This is a genomic window from Pseudomonas cremoris (genome assembly GCF_014230465.1).
This window is the reverse complement of the sequence record NZ_JAAXCY010000004.1, coordinates 364,048-382,409: the sequence shown is the minus strand read 5'-3', so window position 1 is coordinate 382,409 and position 18,362 is coordinate 364,048. Positions and strand designations below refer to the sequence as shown.

The window sequence follows — 18,362 nt, the reverse complement described above, 5'->3', positions numbered from 1 at the left end:
GTGAGATCTATCCGTTTGTCGCCCCTCGAGACAGCCAACATGCTGACACCTCTTAACCCAGAGGATTGATCATGAGCGACTCCCTGCGCCAACGCGTCCAAGCCCTTGGCCTGACCCTGCCCACGCCCGGCCAGCCGGCTGCCAACTACATCAACTACGTCATCAGCCAGAACCAGCTCTTTGTCTCCGGGCAAATTCCGTTGGTGGATGGCAAACCTGCCTATGTGGGCCGCCTGGGTGAATCCCTCAGCAATGAAGAAGGCGCCCAGGCCGCAGAACTCGCAGCACTCGGCTTGTTGGGGCAACTGGGCGATGCGCTGGGCGATGACCTGTCGCGCCTGGTGCGCATTCTGCGTCTGGGGGTATTTATCGCCAGCAGCGCCGACTTCAAGCAACAAAGCCTGGTCGCCAACGGTGCCTCCAACTTGGTAGTCAACGCCCTCGGCGACAAAGGCCGACATGTACGCACGGCCGTGGGTGTTTCCAGCCTGCCCGCTGGCGTGGCGGTGGAGGTTGATGCCATTTTCGAGCTGCGGCCGTGAGCCCGCTGGAGGTGCAAAACCTGCGCGATGACACCCCCGGCTGCCAGTCCGGCATCGTGCACTTCAACCACGCCGGCGCTTCCCTGCCCAGCAAGGCAACGCTCGACGCGATCGTCGAGCAACTGCAACGTGAAGCCCGCGAAGGCCCGATGGAGGCTGGCGACCACGGCGCCGTGCTGGTGGAAAAAGCCCGCCGCGCCGCCGGGCAATTGCTCAATGCACCCGCCCACTCCATTGCATTTGCCAGCAGCGGCTCGACCGCCTGGAGCATGGCGTTCCAGGCATTGGGCCCGTGGCAGCCGGGCGACCGAATTCTGGTGGGCCGCCACGAATGGGGCGGCAACCTGGCGAGCATGCAAGTGGCCGTACAGGCGGGTGCCCGCGTGGAGGTCATTGCCTGCGATGACAGCGGCGCGGTTTGCCCGGCGGCGCTGGAGTCGATGATCGATGCCCGCGTGAAGCTGATCGACCTCACCTGGCTGCCAGCGAATGGCGGCCTGATCAACCCTGCCCAGGCCATCGGTGAAGTGGCCAGGCGCCACACCATCCCCTACTTCATCGACGCCGGCCAAGCCGTCGGCCAACTGCCGGTGGATGTGCAAGCGTTGCACTGCGACGTGCTCAAGTCGGCCGGGCGCAAACACCTGCGCGGGCCACGAGGCACGGCGCTGCTCTACGTAAGGCCGGGCTTTCTGCAACACTTGAACCCCGCCCAGCGTGATGTGTTTTCCGCGCCCTGGACCGCCGAAGGTTTCGACTTGCGCAACGACGCCCGCCGATTTGAAACCAGCGAGGCCTCTTTCGCGTTGTTGGCGGGGTTGGGCAATGCATTGCAGGAGACGAACCGGCTAGGGGTTGAGCAGATTTGGAGCCAAGTCTCACAGACCAGCGCGCGAATCCGCGAAGGCTTGCGTCAGATCCCGGGCATTTCCCTGCATGACCTGGGCACGGCTCAATCAGGACTGATCGCCTTCAACCTCGAGGGCTGGGACGCCTTCGAACTCAAGCGCCGATTGGGCTTGAAGCGCATCAATATCGGCGCCAACGGTGTGGCCTACACGCCACTGGATATGCAGGCACGAGGCCTTGCCAGTGTGGCGCGGATCTCCGTCAGCCCGCTCAACGACGAGCACGATATCGAACGGCTGCTGGCAGCCCTCTGGGAACTGCGCGATTAAACCTCGACGTCCACCCACAAGCCCTGGCGCGGTGCGTCTTCAATCAACGGCACCACCGGCACGGTGTTGTCGGCATTGAGCAGGTCCCCCGGAATTGCCAGGTGCTGTTCCGGGTCCTCATCGGCTTCACGCCGACGTTTCTGCTGCTCTTGCTGGCGACGCTGCTCTTCACGCAGCAGAAACGTCGACTGCTCGGCATCGCCCTTTTTCAGATCGATAGTGCTTTCATTGGAGCCCGCTTGGACTGGCACCACGGGCGGGATGTCCGGCTTCTGACGCACCGGATCGAGTTGTGACGTAACCGGCACAACGCTGACGGGCAGCATGGGTGGCAGCATAAATTTTATTCTCCTGGTCAACAGGCTGTCGGCGGGTTGCAGGGCGACTTGAGCACACACTCGCCAACCTGTGACCCAGTCGACACTCCCAAGTGCCCGCCACCCGTCGATTCAGCTTCCGAAGCCACGCGCAAACGGAGTAGTTTTTGTCAGAGTCCTTGGGCGGGGGGCCTTGTTCCGTTAAGATAGTCGGCTTTTTCACGGCGGGAGTCAGGCAGCATGGCGCAGCAGTATCAACCGGGGCAACGCTGGATTAGTGACAGCGAAGCAGAGCTGGGGTTAGGCACCGTTCTGGCACAGGACGGCCGCTTGTTGACCGTGCTCTATCCGGCCACTGGCGACACTCGCCAGTATGCGCTACGGAATGCGCCCCTCACTCGCGTGAGGTTTTCGCCGGGTGACAGCATCACCCATTTCGAAGGCTGGAAAATGACCGTGCAAGAAGTCGACGACGTCGACGGCCTGCTGGTCTACCACGGCCTCAATGGGCAGAACGAGCAGGTCACCCTGCCGGAAACCCAACTCTCCAACTTTATCCAGTTCCGCCTGGCCAGCGACCGTCTGTTCGCCGGGCAGATCGACCCGCTCGCCTGGTTCTCGCTGCGTTACCACACCCTGGAACATACCAGCCGCCAGTTGCAATCCTCCCTGTGGGGCCTGGGTGGCGTGCGCGCGCAACCGATTGCTCACCAACTGCACATTGCCCGCGAAGTCGCTGACCGTATTGCGCCACGGGTATTGCTGGCCGACGAAGTGGGCCTGGGCAAGACCATCGAAGCCGGCCTGGTAATCCATCGCCAGTTGTTGTCGGGCCGCGCCAACCGCGTGCTGATCCTGGTGCCGGAAAACCTGCAGCACCAGTGGCTGGTGGAAATGCGCCGCCGCTTCAACCTGCAGGTTGCACTGTTCGACGAAGAACGCTTTATCGAAAGTGATGCCACCAACCCGTTCGAAGACACTCAGCTCGCGCTGGTGGCCCTGGAATGGCTGGTGGACGACGAGAAAGCCCAGGACGCGCTGTTCGCCGCCGGTTGGGACTTGCTGGTAGTCGACGAAGCCCACCACCTGGTCTGGCATGAAGACAAGGTCAGCCCGGAATACGCGCTGGTCGAGCAACTCGCCGAAGTCATCCCTGGCGTCCTGCTGCTGACCGCCACCCCGGAACAGCTGGGCCAGGACAGTCACTTTGCGCGTCTGCGCCTGCTTGACCCGAACCGTTTCCACGACCTGCAAGCCTTCCGCGCCGAGAGCGAAAACTATCGCCCGGTGGCCGAAGCCGTGCAGGAGTTGATGGACAAGGGCCGCCTGTCGCCTAAAGCGCATAAAACCATCCAGGGTTTCCTGGGTGATGAAGGTGAAGCCCTGCTCACCGCCGTCAACGATGGCGACACCGAAGCCAGCGCCCGCCTGGTGCGTGAGCTGCTCGACCGCCACGGCACCGGCCGCGTGCTGTTCCGTAACACCCGCGCTGCGGTGCAGGGTTTCCCGGAGCGCAAGCTGCACGCCTACCCGCTGCCAAACCCGGACGAATACCTCGAATTGCCGCTGGGCGAACACGCTGAGCTGTACCCGGAAGTCAGCTTCCAGTCCCAGCCGGACGTCGAGGAAGAGAACCGTTGGTGGCGCTTCGACCCGCGTGTCGAGTGGCTGATCGACCAACTCAAAATGCTCAAGCGCACCAAAGTCCTGGTGATCTGCGCCCACGCCGAAACCGCCATGGACCTGGAAGACGCCCTGCGCGTGCGCTCCGGCATTCCGGCCACGGTATTCCACGAGGGCATGAACATCCTGGAGCGTGACCGCGCCGCCGCCTACTTCGCCGATGAAGAATTCGGCGCCCAGGTGCTGATCTGCTCCGAGATCGGTAGTGAAGGCCGCAACTTCCAGTTCTCTCACCACCTGGTGTTGTTCGACCTGCCGTCCCACCCTGACCTGCTGGAACAGCGGATCGGCCGTCTGGACCGTATCGGCCAAAAGCATGTGATCGAACTGCACGTGCCGTACCTGGAAACCAGCCCGCAAGAGCGCCTGTTCCAGTGGTACCACGAAGCGCTTAACGCCTTCCTCAACACCTGCCCTACCGGCAACGCCTTGCAGCATCAGTTCGGCCCGCGCCTGCTGCCGCTGCTGGAAAACGCCGACGATGGCGAGTGGCAAGCCCTGATCGACGAAGCCCGTGCCGAGCGCGAGCGTCTTGAAGAAGAGCTGCACACCGGCCGTGACCGCCTGCTGGAGCTCAACTCCGGTGGTGCGGGCGAAGGCGATGCACTGGTAGAAGACATCCTCGAGCAAGACGACCAGTTCGCCCTGCCGATCTACATGGAAACCCTGTTCGATGCGTTCGGCATCGACAGCGAAGACCATTCGGAAAACGCCCTGATCCTCAAGCCGAGCGAAAAAATGCTCGACGCCAGCTTCCCCCTGGGCGACGACGAAGGCGTGACCATCACCTACGACCGCAACCAGGCGCTGTCGCGTGAAGACATGCAGTTCATCACCTGGGAACACCCGATGGTGCAGGGCGGCATGGACTTGGTGCTGTCCGGCTCCATGGGCAACACCGCGGTGGCGCTGATCAAGAACAAGGCGCTCAAGCCGGGCACCGTGTTGCTGGAGCTGCTCTACGTCAGCGAAGTGGTCGCCCCGCGCTCGCTGCAACTGGGCCGCTACCTGCCGCCGGCCGCCCTGCGCTGCCTGCTGGACGCCAATGGCAACGACCTGTCGAGCCGCGTGTCGTTCGTAACCCTCAACGACCAGTTGGAAAGCGTGCCACGTGCCAGCGCCAACAAGTTCATCCAGGCCCAGCGTGATCAGCTGACGCCACGGATCAACGCCGGTGAAGACAAGATCACCCCGCAGCATGCCGAGCGTGTGGCCGAGGCCAAGCGTCGCCTGGCGGCGGACACCGACGAAGAACTGGCACGCTTGACCGCGCTGCAAGCGGTTAACCCGACGGTGCGTGACAGTGAGTTGGTAGCGTTGCGTAACCAGCGTGAGCAAGGTTTGGCCATGTTGGACAAGGCAGCGTTGCGCTTGGAAGCGATCCGAGTCCTGGTCGCAGGCTAAAAAAGAAGGCCCGCGCAATGCGGGCCTTTTGTATATGCCTTTCGGGACTCTTCGCGAGCAAGCCCGCTCCCACATTTGATTGCATTTCAACTGGAGAAACTCAGTCAAATGTGGGAGCGGGCTCGCTCGCGAAGGGGTCACCTCGGCCTCAAGCGGTAACCGCAGCAGCCGGCACCTCCACCGCCCCCAACCCCTCTTTCATCTTCTTGGCATCGCGCACAAAGCACCGCGAGGCCTGAAACAGAAACAGCATGGTCAGAAACAGCGCTACCGGAATCAGGTACATGGCGTCATGCAAACCCACCGCTTTATACGCCTCGGTCATCTGCTCCGCCCCCGCCGCATACATTGCCGAATGGGCAAAGTGATCGGACAAGCCCCCCACCACCACCGGCCCCATACCACCGCCCAGCAAGTACAACCCAGCAAAGAACAACGCCATCGCCGTCGCGCGCAGGCGCGGTTCAACCACATCCTGAATCGCCGTGTACACGCAGGTGTAGAAGTTATAGGCAAACAGCCAGCCCACACTGAACAGTGCCACGAACACCCCGATCTCGATGCGCCCGGCGTGCAGCGCCCAGGCGGTGGTGACGGTGGAAATAATCAGGCTGAACGCAGCAAACAACAGGCGTCCATTGGGCACCCGTTGATGAATCTTGTCGGCGATCCAGCCGCCCAACGTCAGGCCCACCAAGCCGGTCAGGCCGACAATCACGCCAGTGGCGACTGCTGCATCCTGCAGCGGCATCAGGAAGTAACGCTGCAACATCGGCACTAAAAATGAGTTGCAGGCATAGGTGGCGAAGTTGAAACACAGGCCGGCCAGCACCAACCAAAGGAACGTCGGCACCGCCAGGACGCGGCGGATCGGGCGGTCGACGCGTTCCTGGGAGACTTGCACGGCTTCCGCCGCGCCGCGCTTGGGTTCCTTGATGTAGAACATGAACACCGCAAGGATCAGCCCCGGCACAGCGGCGATGAAGAACGGTGCGCGCCAGCTGTCGAACGCCTTGACCATCGCACCGATAGTGAAGAACGCCAGCAACAGCCCCAGCGGCAGGCCCAGCATGAAAATGCCCATAGCCCGTGCACGACGGTGTGCCGGGAACAGGTCGCCGATCAGCGAATTGGCCGCTGGCGCATAGCTGGCTTCGCCAATGCCGATGCCCATGCGCACCAACAAAAAGGTCCAGAAACTACCGACCATGCCGTTGACCGCCGTCAGCCCGCTCCAGGCGAACAAGCCCCAGCCCATCAGTTTGCTGCGCGAGCCGGTGTCGGCCATGCGCCCGAGCGGCAGGCCGGCAATGGCATAGACGATGGTGAAGGCGGTACCGATGATGCCGAGCTGGAAGTCGCTCAAGTGCCATTCCATGCGGATCGGCTCGATGATGATCGCGGGAATGGTGCGGTCGAAAAAGTTGAACAGGTTGGCGAGGAACAGCAGGAACAGAATGCGCCAGGCATTCGCCGCTTGGGTCGAGTTCTGCATGGGTCCGTCTCTTTTATTGTTATGAGAGCTGCGATGCCCGATGCATCCTGCCCGGTACCTGCAACATAGTCAGGCGGGCGACGGTTGTCTGTAATGATTCGTAAAGCTGATAGGGCATGATTTCACCCGGCATTACGGGACTTTCCCTACAAAAATATATGTGTGCCACCCCCTTCCCAATGGCCATGGCACGGATAGAATGGCGAGCCTTCCCGTAGTCCCCCCTTCTTACTTTTCTTATCGATGACGCCCATGTCCGAAGCCAGTCCGTGTCTGAGTTGCGGTGCCTGCTGTTCATACTTTCGCGTGTCTTTCTTCTGGGGAGAGTGCGCCTCATCCGGCGGAACGGTGCCCGATGACCTGGTCGTACAGATCAATCCGACGCGCGTAGCGATGATTGGCACCGACCAGAAACCCGCACGCTGCTGCAGCCTTGAGGGTGAAGTGGGCAAGGCCACGAGTTGCTCGATTTATGAACAACGGTCCAGCCCCTGCCGAGAGTTTGAAGCGTCCTGGCACGAAGGCGTACAGAACGTCGACTGCGATGCCGCCCGCGCCGCTTTCGGCCTGCCGCCCCTGGAAGCGCCGTTTGAACTGGAGTTGCCCATCAGCGCTTAGCATCAAACGCTATGGATGGCATGCCAAAATCGTTGAGAGCAAAGTGCCATTACCCGTGGCGAATCCCACCAGACTTCTATACTCGACTCCATAGGTCATCGCCGTAGGCAGTGACGTAATGACTCTATGACGGGGCATGCTATGGAATGGCTGGGTCTGCATTTTTTCACTGACCTTCCAGAAAGCGGGCACTTATTACTCAATTGCAGTCATAACCCCTTTCTGGTGCTGCTGGCCTATCTGGTCGCTTGCGCGGCAGGTTTCGGCACGCTGGACATGGCCGAACGAGTCGGCCATGTCGAGGACCCCACCGCAAGACGCCACTGGCGTTGGCTGGGTGCCGGCTGCCTTGCTGGCGGTATCTGGTCCACTCATTTCATCAGCATGCTGGCCTTCCAGGCGCCAATTGCCATTCACTACGAATTGCTCATGACGTTCGCTTCGCTGTTGATTGCGCTGGTGGCGTCGTTGTTTGCCATGCAAACCCTCAGTCATACGCACCTGCGCTTTCATCAGTATTTGCTGGCTTCGGTGTGGATGGGCATCGGCATCGCCCTGATGCACTACGTTGGCATGTCGGCCATGCGCTCCCAGGCCCAAGTGTATTTTGAGTCGGAGCTGTTCCTGGCCTCCATCGGCATCGCCATTGGTGCCAGCCTGGCGGCGTTGCTGCTGTCGAGCTACTTGCGCAATGGCGCCGGCGTGTTCCATCAATTACTCAAATACGCTGCCAGCCTGGTGTTGGGCGCTGGCATCCTGAGCATGCATTTCACCGGCATGGCGGCGATGCGCCTGATGGTGCCCAATGAAGCCGACTTGTCGTTGCCGCTGGACAACAATCCGATCCAACTGGGCTTGTCCGTGGCGGTCATCACGTTGCTGGTGATCGGCAGCAGCATCAGCGCCGCGCTGGCCGACAAAAAATTGCAACACAAGGAACGCGACCTGCGCCGGGTCAACGCCCTGCTCAGCGAATTGGACCAGGCCCGCGCCTCCCTGCAACAAGTGGCCCATTACGACGCACTGACCAGCCTGCTCAACCGCCGGGGTTTCAACCAGATCTTTGCGGAGAAAGTCGCCGAAAAAACCACATCACACGGCATGATGGCGGTGATATTTCTCGACATCGATCACTTCAAACGCATCAATGACAGCCTCGGACACGATGCCGGCGACCAGTTACTCACCGTGCTGGCCGGGCATATCAAAGGCTCGGTGCGCAGCCACGAAGACGTGGTCGCGCGGTTTGGCGGCGATGAGTTCTGTATCCTCATCAGCGTCCATCACCGTGACGAAGCGCGGCACCTGGCCCAGCGCATCATGCAAAAGATGAAAGAACCCATCGAGCTGGCTGGCCGGCGCATGGTGATGACCACCAGTATCGGTATCAGCCTGTTTCCCGACGATGGCCTGACCTGCGAAGAGCTGCTGAAAACCGCCGACTTGGCGCTGTACCAATCCAAGGACACCGGGCGTAACAGCCTGACGTTCTTCAGTTCCAACCTGAAAACCCGCGCGTTTCTTGAACTACAACTCGAAGAAGAACTGCGCGCAGCCCTGCGCACGCGTCACCAATTGGTGCTGTTCTACCAACCGATCTTCGACATGAAACTGGGCAAGGTCACCCGCCTGGAAGCGTTAGTGCGCTGGCAACACCCGCAGCACGGGCTGCTGGCCCCGGATCGGTTTATCAGCATCGCCGAGAACAACGGGCTGATCGCCGAACTGGACCATTGGGTATTGCGCCAGGCCTGTCATGACTTGAGTTTGCTGTCGGACCGGGGCTACACCGAACTGACCATGGCCGTGAACTGCTCGGCGCTGAACCTGGCCCGTGACGAACTGGCGGATGAAATCGAAGACGCACTGAGGTTCAGCGCAATCGGCGCCAACCGCCTGGAACTGGAAGTCACCGAAAATGCGCTGATGGGCAACATCAGCAGTACGCTGGCGTTGCTGCGGCAGATTCGGGCGCTGGGTGTATCCCTGGCCATCGACGACTTCGGTACCGGCTACTCGTCCCTCGCCTACCTCAAGCGCCTGCCCCTCAACACCTTGAAGATCGACCGCTCGTTTATCCAGGACATCCCCAAGTCCACCGCCGATATCGAGATCGTCCAGGCGATCATCGGCATGGCCCACACCCTGCACTTGCAGGTGGTGACCGAAGGCGTGGAAACCCAGGCCCAATTCGAACTGCTGCTCAAACACGGCTGCGACTTCGTCCAGGGCTACCTGTTGAGCCCGGCCGTACCGGCGAGTGACATCATCGGCGTGATCCAGGGCATCGACATGCGCAACCCGCTCTACCCGTTCAGTACGGTGGGCAGCAAGGACAGCTCCCCTCCGAAAGAGCCCTCCCCCAACCGCCCAGGGTCCACCTCTATCGTCAGGCCAATTCGCTGACGCCGAATCTTTGGCATTTCGCCATCATTTGCCTAAAGAACGCCGACGAACGGCCGATTCATCAGAGTCCGGCCACGTTTTCCTGGGAATCACCAGGGTCAAACCCAATCGATCCGGACAAGGACGCACTGTAAAAGTCGCGAACTCCCATTCCGTGATGGCCCTTTGATTACTTTCAGCCATCCGCCCAGGCACATGGCGCACAATGACTTCTAAAAATAACTCTGCCACCGTGGTATCCGACGTGTTGCTCCCAGCTCCTGCGGAAAAACCCTCAGGTTCAAAGTCATTGAGCAACACGCGCCCGCTGGCCACGCAGCAATACCTGTACTTCACCGAAACCAATACCGACCGCATCCTCGACAACCTCGACGGCCTGCGCGACATGGTGTTCCCGCGCCCGCCCTACATGGAAGCCGAGGGCGAGCCGCGCAACGACCAGGAATTTCCGTCGGTGTGCCTGATCGGCCTGGGCCGCTGTGGTTCGAACATTGCGCTGGACGTCGCCGAACTGGTGTACAACGCGCGCAAGTTCTACCTCAACGAATTCAGCACTGAAGACAAGTCGTTGGATAAGGGCTACAGCCCCGCCCAGTGGATCCGCAACAACCTGCGCCTGGGCAGCGGCAAAGCCAGCAAGCCGGTGTTCCTGGTAGAACCGTTGGTAATGCTCGGCGACCTGGACAAAGACATCGCCGGGCGTATCCGCTTTTCGCGCAAGGGCGAAAAAAGCGGGTTCTTGCGTGATTACAGCAAGATGAAAATCATGGACCTGTCGGAAGTCCATGCCGGTGGTGCCGGTAACGCGCCGATCCTCGGCCAGTACCTGGCCAAGATCATCCTCAACAAAGACACCCAGCGTTTTTCCAGCCCCGACTGGAAGATGATCCACTCGTACCTGATCGACTCATGCGGCATCAAGGCTAACCAGTCGCGCCTGTACTTTTCGATCTTCAGTGCCGGCGGCGGCACCGGTTCGGGCATGGCCTCGGAGTTCGGCCTGGCCCAGCAACACTCGTACATGAACAAGACGTTCGACACCAAGCCTGCCGACGAGCATGACAGCAAGAGCGGCCACGCCTTTGTGTTCGAGCCGATCTTCACCAGCGGTATCTGCGTGCTGCCGAACATTTCCGATCACCGCAGCGAAATGTCAGAGGCACTGCACATCAACGCCGGTCGACTGCTGTGCAAGTATCTGTCGGAAGAATGGGATTTCTCGTACAACTTCGCCAATGAAGACAGCAGCGAAGCTAGCGTAAAAGGCCGTATCCGGCCGTGGAACGCGATGATGCTGATCTCCAACGACATCATGCGTTACGCCGAAGAAAGCGACGATGGCAACATCCAGAACATTGATGTCAATGCCATGGAGAAACACGCCAACCAGTACATCTCCCAGCAGATCTTCAACATCCTCACCGCCCAGGCGGTGACCACCGACTACGACCAGAACTACTTCCGTCGCGCGGGCATCGACATCGGCGAAACCATTCGCCTGGATGCCAACGACTTGTTCATGAGCCTGGCCGGCCCGGTGGCGATTGCCTATGCCGAGTCTGTCGTCCCGGAAACCCCGGTGCCGACGGGCGACAAGTTCAAGGTGTTCGAAAAAGAACCGCAGCGCTTGAACATTGATGACCTGTTCTTCCGCTCCATCGACTTGCCGCACTTCAACAAAGTCACCCAGGCCATCGAGGGCATCAGCCTGTTGCCGATTGAGTCCAAGCGCTACAAGGCGTCGCTGGAGCAATACAAGAACTCTGGTTATGACGCGGCGGCGCTGCATGACCTGCACTTCTTCAAGAACTGCTCGTCGGTGGTGTCGATTGTCTCGCTGCCCAAAGACTACAAGCTGTCCTACATGGACTTGAATCGACTCAAGACCCACCTCAACAGCCTGTTCCCCAACACCACGCTCAAACGTTACGCCCTGGTCATCGGCGCGTCGGCCAACCTGTCGCTGACCACCCTGATCGCCAAAAGCCCGTGCCTGTCGGACGACTTCCTCACGCTGATCGTGGCGTTTATCAAGCGCTGCTTTGCCCGCAACCCGTACCGTTTCGACGACACACTGGACAACTCGATCCTGGACTTCATCATCCATGAGGACTTCGACGAAGACCGTATCGATGAGCTGCTCAACGAATTTGAGAACCCGGCGAAGATCCTCGACACCAACTGGTACGCGATCAAGCCGATGTACGAGAAGAAGTACCGCGAGTTGATCAACGACAAAGAGAAGTTCGTGTCGATCAATGACATTCGCCTGTCACGGGATTGCGTGAAGAAGGCGATCAAGTACCTGCGTGAGATCTACCGTCACCGGATCGGCAAGACCAAGGTCATTTCATTGAATAACCACACCGGCAAGACCGCCTGAGAACCTGCGACGGCGCCGCTCGGCGCCGTCGCCTATCAGCGAGCCCGCTGCTGGCGCAGGAAAGCCAGGATCTTTTGCTCGTCTGCGGACGTTGAAGGCCGGGGCAACTGCTTCGGCCAGTGGGTGTCATTCGGGCCGAAGAATTTCTTTTGTTCAGCTTCATCCCACCCACGAATTTCGCGCGACGCCGACTCCCACCAGCCATGCCGGCATACGTCGTAGTAAGGATGCTCTGGCGCCGAACTGCCGTACAGCAGGTCGCGACCCACCCTTTTCATGTGCTTGCGCTGATTGCGCAGTTTCCATTTGATACGCAGCCGCTGCCAAGGGGACGGCACCGGCTTGACGCGCGGTACGTCCAGGCATCGCGCGACCAGCGTCGGATCGAACGTCTCACCGTGCAAATCGAAGAAATGCGCTTGCATGGCGTGGAAAAAGCGCTTGTCGGAGTAGTAATGGTGAACGAACTTCCTGGCCTCACGCACCGTTTTGCCACGCATCGCAAAGGAAATCGCGACTTGCTCGATGGTGTGGATATCGAACGAATCCTGCGTCCACTCATCAATCAACTGGATCGACGCGTCAAGCAATGGCGAATCACTGGCGCGCACGCCGCACAGGCCACTGTTATAGAGCTTGAAGCTATTACTGGCAGAGATTCCATGTTGATGCAGGTGGCGGCCCAACTTGAGGTAGTCCGGGCGTTTGCAGACATAGCTCCAGTCGTACTCGAACTCGTCCATCACATACTTGCCGGGCTCGATCAGTTCGAACACACGGTGGGGAGACTTGAGGAACAGCGTGTCGGTATCGACGAACAGGGTCTTGTCCGCGAGCGTCAGGCCATGGGCGATTGCGCAGGCCTTGCGGCGGTGGGTATAGCCATTCTCGCCCTGCCACAGGGCCAGGGTTTGCTCATCCAGCTCGATGGTTTCAACTGGCCAGCCGATGTAATCCTGCGCTCGGTCGGTCATGACCCGGATACACAACGACTCGCCTGGCTTGAGCTGTGACAAGGCGGTAAGAATGCTGAATTTGGCCTCGCGCCGGTAAACATCCTGGTTACCGTAAATAAGGTAGAGCAACTGGTGCGACGTTTTCTCTAAGGGGGGCAGCGCTGACGGCATGACTAGCTCCATGGAACAAGCCACGAACTTTACCGGAATCCACCGATAATTCACCGCTTCCGTCAGATATTTCTGATGGCCAACCGCCTTTATTCACACCGAGAAACAATTCCCCTGGCCTTTTGGCGGCGAGAGAACTGTTCCCATTACGCGCACGTCACCCTCGGCTGTGACCTTTCTCTACGGCAAGATGCCATCACGGCTCCAGCGGTTACTCCGCTACACACTTGTTGCCGCGAAAAACGCGCACCTTTTTAGTGCCAACTATTCTTGCGATGCCCTTTCCTGGATCAGAATCCACGGCGAAACCACCACCGCCCACAGGCTGGGATCACGCTCCACCAGGTCCAATGCCCGCGTCGCAGACACTTCGCCAAGGCTGCCCGCGGCCAGCCAGGCAGCGACTTTATCGCGGTTATCTTCGGCCATTCCCTCGGCGGCTTCGATCAAATCCAGCCCGGCGTCGACCCACAATAGGGCACCCTTGGCAAAGAACGGCTCAAGCTCCTTCCAGGATATTTCGGCGGTTTCACCGAGCAGCTTGGCATAGAGGGTGCTAGGTTCTTGCGTCATGGGAATTCACCTGAGTAAAAAACGGCGCAATCATAACGTCGTCACTCGTGCAGAAAAACCCAGTTGCAAATGAAGCACCGATAGAAAGTGTCAGAAAAGCCAAGGATTGCCTGAGACTCTGGCATCAACCCGCCGCAATTCTGTCTTTTTCTTTCATTTAAGCGACACACCCGGGTTTTGCCCCCAGCAGCCAGCTTTTCAAGCGATCAACCGGCGCTCTACACTGTACCGGTACAGTTGCCAGGGCACTGCCGGGGGGATATCCGAGATATCCGATCCGGTTCTGCAGCTCACAAGGCCGCTAGAACTATAAAAAATACAACAGTAAGAGTGGAGCATTATGAATAAGGCTACTAAGCAGATTTCCAAACTGTTTGCCGCTATGGTCCTGGCTGGGGTTGCCGGCCATTCGTTCGCAGCCGACACCATCAAGATCGGTATTGCTGGTCCTAAAACCGGTCCGGTGACGCAATACGGTGACATGCAATTCATGGGTGCCAAGCAAGCCATTGCCGACATCAACGCCAAAGGCGGCGTCGACGGCAAACTGCTCGAAGCCAAGGAATACGACGACGCTTGCGATCCTAAACAAGCCGTTGCCGTAGCCAACAAAGTGGTCAACGACGGCGTCAAGTTCGTGGTCGGTCACCTTTGCTCCAGCTCCACTCAGCCAGCGTCCGACATTTATGAAGACGAAGGCGTCATCATGATTACCCCGGCTGCCACCAGCCCGGAAATCACTTCCCGTGGCTACAAACTGGTGTTCCGCACCATCGGCCTGGACAGCGCCCAAGGCCCTGCAGCGGGCAACTACATCGCCGACCACGTGAAGCCAAAAGTCGTTGCCGTTATTCACGACAAGCAGCAGTACGGTGAAGGTATCGCCACCGCCGTTAAACAGACCCTCGAGAAAAAAGGCGTGAAAGTTGCCCTCTTCGAAGGCATCAACGCTGGCGACAAAGACTTCGGTTCGCTGATTCAGAAGCTCAAGCAAGCCAACGTCGACTTCGTCTACTACGGCGGCTACCACCCTGAGCTGGGCCTGATCCTGCGCCAAGCCAAGGAAAAAGGCGTGAACGCCAAGTTCATGGGCCCAGAAGGTGTCGGCAACGACTCCATCTCGCAAATCGCCCAGGGCGCTTCCGAAGGCCTGCTGGTCACCCTGCCGAAATCCTTCGACGCCGATCCAGCGAACAAAGCCATCGTCGACGCGCTCGTCGCTGACAAAAAAGACCCAAGCGGCCCATTCGTGTTCCCAGCCTACTCGGCAGTTGAAGTCATCGCCGGCGGTATCGCTGCCGCGAAGAGCGAAGACACCGCCAAAGTGGCTGCAGCCATCCACGCAGGCACTTTCAAGACCCCTACTGGCGACCTGAGCTTCGATGCCAAGGGCGACCTGAAGGACTTCAAGTTCGTGGTCTACGAATGGCACTTCGGCAAACCTAAAACCGAAGTTTCCCCTCAGTAAGCCAGGCGTTACTGGTCCAACAAGCCCACTGTGAGAGCAGTGGGCTTTGTTTTACGAGGTTTATGGGCCTGACACCCGCGATCCGGGCGCTGGCTCACCTGAAAATCTTAAAACCGTCACCAGCGGTTCGCTGGCAAACGCTTTGTGCAAATGTGCTCACAGAACACAGCACAGGGCCGGAACATGACTCCACCAGTGAAATGCGTATCGGGTTTTTAGGAGCGCTGTAATGCCTGAGATCTATCATTTTTTCCAAACGCTGGTTAACGGCATGACCGTTGGCAGCACCTATGCCTTGATAGCCATTGGCTACACAATGGTTTACGGCATCATTGGAATGATCAACTTCGCCCATGGCGAGGTGTACATGATTGGTTCCTACGTGGCCTTCATCGCCCTTGCCGGGCTGGCCATGATGGGGATCCACTCCCTGCCGCTGTTGATGACCGCTGCGTTCCTTGCGTCGATCATCGTGACCAGTGCCTATGGCTACAGTATCGAGCGCGTTGCCTACCGTCCCTTGCGTGGCAGCAACCGTTTGATCCCGCTGATTTCCGCCATCGGCATGTCGATTTTCCTGCAAAACACCGTATTGCTGTCCCAGGACTCCAAGGACAAGTCCATTCCCAACCTGATTCCGGGGAGCTTCTCCTTCGGCCCAGGTGGCGCACAAGAAGTGCTGATTTCGTACATGCAGGTCCTGGTCTTCGTCGTCACCCTGGTGGCCATGCTGGGCCTGACCCTGTTCATCTCCCGCTCCCGTCTGGGGCGTGCCTGCCGGGCTTGCGCCGAAGACATCAAGATGGCCAACCTGCTGGGCATCAACACCAACAACATCATCGCCCTGACCTTCGTGATCGGTGCCGCACTGGCTGCCGTCGCGGCGGTGCTGCTGAGCATGCAGTACGGCGTGATCAACCCCAACGCCGGTTTCCTGGTAGGGCTCAAGGCCTTTACCGCGGCGGTCCTGGGCGGCATCGGCAGTATTCCGGGCGCGATGCTCGGTGGCCTGGTGCTGGGTGTGGCCGAAGCGTTCGGCGCCGATATCTTCGGCGACCAATACAAGGACGTCGTAGCGTTCGGTCTCTTGGTTCTGGTGCTGTTGTTCCGTCCGACCGGCATCCTGGGCCGTCCGGAGGTTGAGAAAGTATGAGCAGATATCTTAAATCGGCGTTTTTCAGCGCCTTGCTGGTATGGGCCGTGGCCTTTCCGGTACTCGGCCTCAAGCTGAGCATTGTCGGCATCAACCTGGAAGTGCACGGCACGGGTCCCGTGACCCTGACCGTCATCGCCCTGTGTTCGGTGCTGATGTTCCTGCGCGTGTTGTTCAGCGATCAGTTCAGTGCCTTGCTCAAGAGCAACCGTGGCCCGTTGGTATCGCCCAAGGTCAGCCAATTCCTGACCCTGCCGCGCACCCAGCGCTACATCATCATCGGCTTGATCGTAGCCGCGTTGGTCTGGCCATTCTTTGGTTCGCGCGGCGCCGTCGACATCGCCACCCTGATCCTGATCTACGTGTTGCTGGGCCTGGGCCTGAACATCGTGGTGGGCCTGGCCGGTCTGCTCGACTTGGGTTATGTGGGCTTCTACGCCGTGGGCGCGTACACCTACGCATTGCTGTCGCACTACTTGGGCTGGAGCTTCTGGATCTGCTTGCCGTTGGCGGGCATGGCAGCCGCTACGTTCGGCTTCCTGCTGGGTTTCCCTGTGTTGCGTTTGCGCGGTGACTACCTGGCCATCGTGACTCTGGGCTTCGGTGAAATCATCCGTCTGTTCCTGCGTAACCTGACCGATATCACCGGTGGCCCCAACGGCATCAGCAGCATTCCCAAGCCGACCTTCTTCGGGCTGTCGTTCGACCGCACCGCCGCAGAAGGCATGCAAACCTTCCACGAATACTTCGGGATCGACTACAACCCGGTCAGTAAAGTGGTGTTCCTGTACCTGGTGGCGCTGTTGCTGGCATTGGCCGCCTTGTTCGTGATCAACCGCCTGTTGCGCATGCCGATTGGCCGCGCGTGGGAAGCGCTGCGCGAAGACGAGATCGCGTGCCGGGCCCTGGGCCTGAACCCGACCATCATCAAGCTCTCCGCGTTCACCCTGGGTGCTGCGTTCGCCGGTTTCGCCGGCAGCTTCTTCGCCGCTCGCCAAGGCTTGGTCACCCCGGAGTCGTTCACCTTTATCGAGTCGGCGATCATCCTCGCCATCGTGGTACTGGGTGGCATGGGCTCGCAGTTGGGCGTGATCCTGGCGGCGATCGTGATGATCCTGCTGCCGGAAATGATGCGTGAGTTCAGCGAATACCGCATGTTGATGTTCGGCGCCATGATGGTGCTGATGATGATCTGGCGCCCTCAAGGCCTGCTGCCCATGCAACGTCCACACATGGAGCTGCGCAAATGAGCCGCGAGATCCTGAAAGTCGAAAACTTGAGCATGCGCTTCGGCGGTTTGCTCGCGGTCAATGGCGTGGCCCTGACCGTGAAAGAGAAACAAGTAGTTGCATTGATCGGCCCCAACGGCGCCGGCAAGACCACGGTGTTCAACTGCCTCACCGGTTTCTACAAGCCTAGCGGCGGCAGCATCCTGCTGGACGGCCAACCGATCCAGGGCCTGGCCGGCCACGAGATCGCCCGCAAGGGCGTTGTGCGAACCTTCCAGAACGTGCGGTTGTTCAAGGACATGACGGCGGTCGAGAACCTGCTGATCGCCCAGCACCGTCACCTGAACACCAACTTCTTTGCAGGCCTGTTCAAGACGCCGTCGTTCCGCAAAAGCGAACGCGAGGCCATGGAGTACGCGGCGTACTGGCTGGACAAGGTCAACCTGACCGAGTTCGCCAACCGCCCTGCTGGCACCCTGGCCTACGGTCAGCAACGTCGCCTGGAAATCGCCCGCTGCATGATGACCCGCCCGCGGATCCTGATGCTCGACGAACCGGCTGCCGGCCTGAACCCCAAGGAAACCGAAGACCTCAAGGCACTGATCAGCGTGCTGCGTGAGGAAAACAACGCCACGGTGCTGTTGATCGAGCACGACATGAAACTGGTCATGAGCATTTCCGACCACATCGTGGTGATCAACCAGGGCACGCCGCTGGCCAACGGAACGCCGGAGCAGATCCGCGACAATCCTGAAGTGATCAAAGCCTATTTGGGGGAAGCGTAAA

Annotated in this window: 14 protein-coding genes; 10 read left to right on the top strand and 4 right to left on the bottom strand. The window is 59.6% G+C overall.

Translation table 11 applies throughout. The annotated features are described in order from the left end of the window. Positions 1-71 precede the first annotated feature (71 nt). Positions 72-542: a RidA family protein gene (locus tag HF257_RS11675; protein ID WP_185707260.1), complete on the top strand. Its 471-nt coding sequence runs from the start codon at positions 72-74 to the stop codon at positions 540-542. After that, positions 539-1,720 carry an aminotransferase class V-fold PLP-dependent enzyme gene (locus HF257_RS11670; protein ID WP_185707262.1) on the top strand — a complete coding sequence of 394 codons (1,182 nt, stop codon included), beginning with the start codon at positions 539-541 and terminating at the stop codon, positions 1,718-1,720. The genes HF257_RS11675 and HF257_RS11670 overlap by 4 nt, the downstream gene beginning before the upstream one ends. Here the strand turns inward: HF257_RS11670 and HF257_RS11665 are convergent. Next, a complete protein-coding gene (locus tag HF257_RS11665) occupies positions 1,717-2,058 on the bottom strand; it encodes a hypothetical protein (RefSeq protein WP_025855310.1) in 342 nt (113 codons plus the stop codon). The two genes, HF257_RS11670 and HF257_RS11665, sit on opposite strands and share 4 nt — an antisense overlap. A gap of 219 nt (positions 2,059-2,277) precedes the next feature. Between HF257_RS11665 and rapA the strand changes: the two genes are divergently transcribed. Next, positions 2,278-5,124 carry an RNA polymerase-associated protein RapA gene (gene rapA, locus HF257_RS11660; RefSeq protein ID WP_185707264.1) on the top strand — a complete coding sequence of 949 codons (2,847 nt, stop codon included), beginning with the start codon at positions 2,278-2,280 and terminating at the stop codon, positions 5,122-5,124. A gap of 148 nt (positions 5,125-5,272) precedes the next feature. Here rapA and HF257_RS11655 read toward each other — a convergent pair whose 3' ends face one another. Continuing rightward, complete coding sequence (locus HF257_RS11655; RefSeq protein WP_185707266.1) at positions 5,273-6,619, bottom strand: spinster family MFS transporter; 1,347 nt, start codon at positions 6,617-6,619, stop codon at positions 5,273-5,275. Between the two features lie 252 nt (positions 6,620-6,871). Between HF257_RS11655 and HF257_RS11650 the strand changes: the two genes are divergently transcribed. From HF257_RS11650 to HF257_RS11640, 3 genes are all read left to right on the top strand, one after another. Beyond that, positions 6,872-7,237, top strand: a complete 366-nt coding sequence (locus tag HF257_RS11650) for a YkgJ family cysteine cluster protein (protein WP_185707268.1) — start codon at positions 6,872-6,874, stop codon at positions 7,235-7,237. 141 nt (positions 7,238-7,378) lie between these two features. Next, the gene (locus HF257_RS11645) at positions 7,379-9,643 is read left to right on the top strand and encodes a putative bifunctional diguanylate cyclase/phosphodiesterase (protein ID WP_185707271.1); all 2,265 of its coding nucleotides are present in this window, start codon (positions 7,379-7,381) and stop codon (positions 9,641-9,643) included. Positions 9,644-9,848: 205 nt separating this feature from the next. Then, positions 9,849-12,026: a hypothetical protein gene (locus HF257_RS11640; RefSeq protein WP_185707273.1), complete on the top strand. Its 2,178-nt coding sequence runs from the start codon at positions 9,849-9,851 to the stop codon at positions 12,024-12,026. 35 nt (positions 12,027-12,061) lie between these two features. Here the strand turns inward: HF257_RS11640 and HF257_RS11635 are convergent, their stop codons facing one another. Together HF257_RS11635 and HF257_RS11630 are read right to left on the bottom strand one after the other, a co-directional pair. Next, positions 12,062-13,153 (bottom strand): hypothetical protein, encoded by a 1,092-nt coding sequence (locus tag HF257_RS11635; RefSeq protein ID WP_185707275.1) that lies wholly within the window; start codon positions 13,151-13,153, stop codon positions 12,062-12,064. 264 nt (positions 13,154-13,417) lie between these two features. Continuing rightward, positions 13,418-13,726: a DUF2288 domain-containing protein gene (locus HF257_RS11630; RefSeq protein WP_185707277.1), complete on the bottom strand. Its 309-nt coding sequence runs from the start codon at positions 13,724-13,726 to the stop codon at positions 13,418-13,420. A 340-nt stretch (positions 13,727-14,066) separates the two neighbouring features. Here HF257_RS11630 and HF257_RS11625 point away from each other — a divergent pair, with 340 nt between their 5' ends. The 4 genes from HF257_RS11625 (at position 14,067) to livG (ending at position 18,361) form a co-directional block, all read left to right on the top strand. Further along, a complete protein-coding gene (locus HF257_RS11625; RefSeq protein WP_185707279.1) occupies positions 14,067-15,194 on the top strand; it encodes a branched-chain amino acid ABC transporter substrate-binding protein in 1,128 nt (375 codons plus the stop codon). A 229-nt stretch (positions 15,195-15,423) separates the two neighbouring features. After that, on the top strand, positions 15,424-16,347 hold the full coding sequence (gene livH, locus HF257_RS11620) for a high-affinity branched-chain amino acid ABC transporter permease LivH (protein ID WP_025855194.1): 924 nt from the start codon (positions 15,424-15,426) through the stop codon (positions 16,345-16,347). Next, the gene (locus HF257_RS11615; protein ID WP_185707281.1) at positions 16,344-17,597 is read left to right on the top strand and encodes a high-affinity branched-chain amino acid ABC transporter permease LivM; all 1,254 of its coding nucleotides are present in this window, start codon (positions 16,344-16,346) and stop codon (positions 17,595-17,597) included. The genes livH and HF257_RS11615 overlap by 4 nt, the downstream gene beginning before the upstream one ends. Beyond that, a complete protein-coding gene (gene livG, locus HF257_RS11610; protein WP_185707283.1) occupies positions 17,594-18,361 on the top strand; it encodes a high-affinity branched-chain amino acid ABC transporter ATP-binding protein LivG in 768 nt (255 codons plus the stop codon). Before HF257_RS11615 ends, livG begins: the two co-directional genes overlap by 4 nt. Position 18,362 lies beyond the last annotated feature (1 nt).

Excerpts from the sequence above, each read along its gene's own strand:
- HF257_RS11640 (WP_185707273.1), top strand. The coding sequence starts at position 9,849 with ATGACTTCTAAAAATAACTCTGCCACCGTGGTATCCGACGTGTTGCTC.
- livG (WP_185707283.1), top strand. The coding sequence starts at position 17,594 with ATGAGCCGCGAGATCCTGAAAGTCGAAAACTTGAGCATGCGCTTCGGC.
- HF257_RS11650 (WP_185707268.1), top strand. The coding sequence starts at position 6,872 with ATGTCCGAAGCCAGTCCGTGTCTGAGTTGCGGTGCCTGCTGTTCATAC.
- HF257_RS11630 (WP_185707277.1), bottom strand. The coding sequence starts at position 13,726 with ATGACGCAAGAACCTAGCACCCTCTATGCCAAGCTGCTCGGTGAAACC.
- rapA (WP_185707264.1), top strand. The coding sequence starts at position 2,278 with ATGGCGCAGCAGTATCAACCGGGGCAACGCTGGATTAGTGACAGCGAA.
- HF257_RS11655 (WP_185707266.1), bottom strand. The coding sequence starts at position 6,619 with ATGCAGAACTCGACCCAAGCGGCGAATGCCTGGCGCATTCTGTTCCTG.
- HF257_RS11625 (WP_185707279.1), top strand. The coding sequence starts at position 14,067 with ATGAATAAGGCTACTAAGCAGATTTCCAAACTGTTTGCCGCTATGGTC.
- HF257_RS11635 (WP_185707275.1), bottom strand. The coding sequence starts at position 13,153 with ATGCCGTCAGCGCTGCCCCCCTTAGAGAAAACGTCGCACCAGTTGCTC.
- livH (WP_025855194.1), top strand. The coding sequence starts at position 15,424 with ATGCCTGAGATCTATCATTTTTTCCAAACGCTGGTTAACGGCATGACC.
- HF257_RS11615 (WP_185707281.1), top strand. The coding sequence starts at position 16,344 with ATGAGCAGATATCTTAAATCGGCGTTTTTCAGCGCCTTGCTGGTATGG.
- HF257_RS11645 (WP_185707271.1), top strand. The coding sequence starts at position 7,379 with ATGGAATGGCTGGGTCTGCATTTTTTCACTGACCTTCCAGAAAGCGGG.
- HF257_RS11675 (WP_185707260.1), top strand. The coding sequence starts at position 72 with ATGAGCGACTCCCTGCGCCAACGCGTCCAAGCCCTTGGCCTGACCCTG.
- HF257_RS11665 (WP_025855310.1), bottom strand. The coding sequence starts at position 2,058 with ATGCTGCCACCCATGCTGCCCGTCAGCGTTGTGCCGGTTACGTCACAA.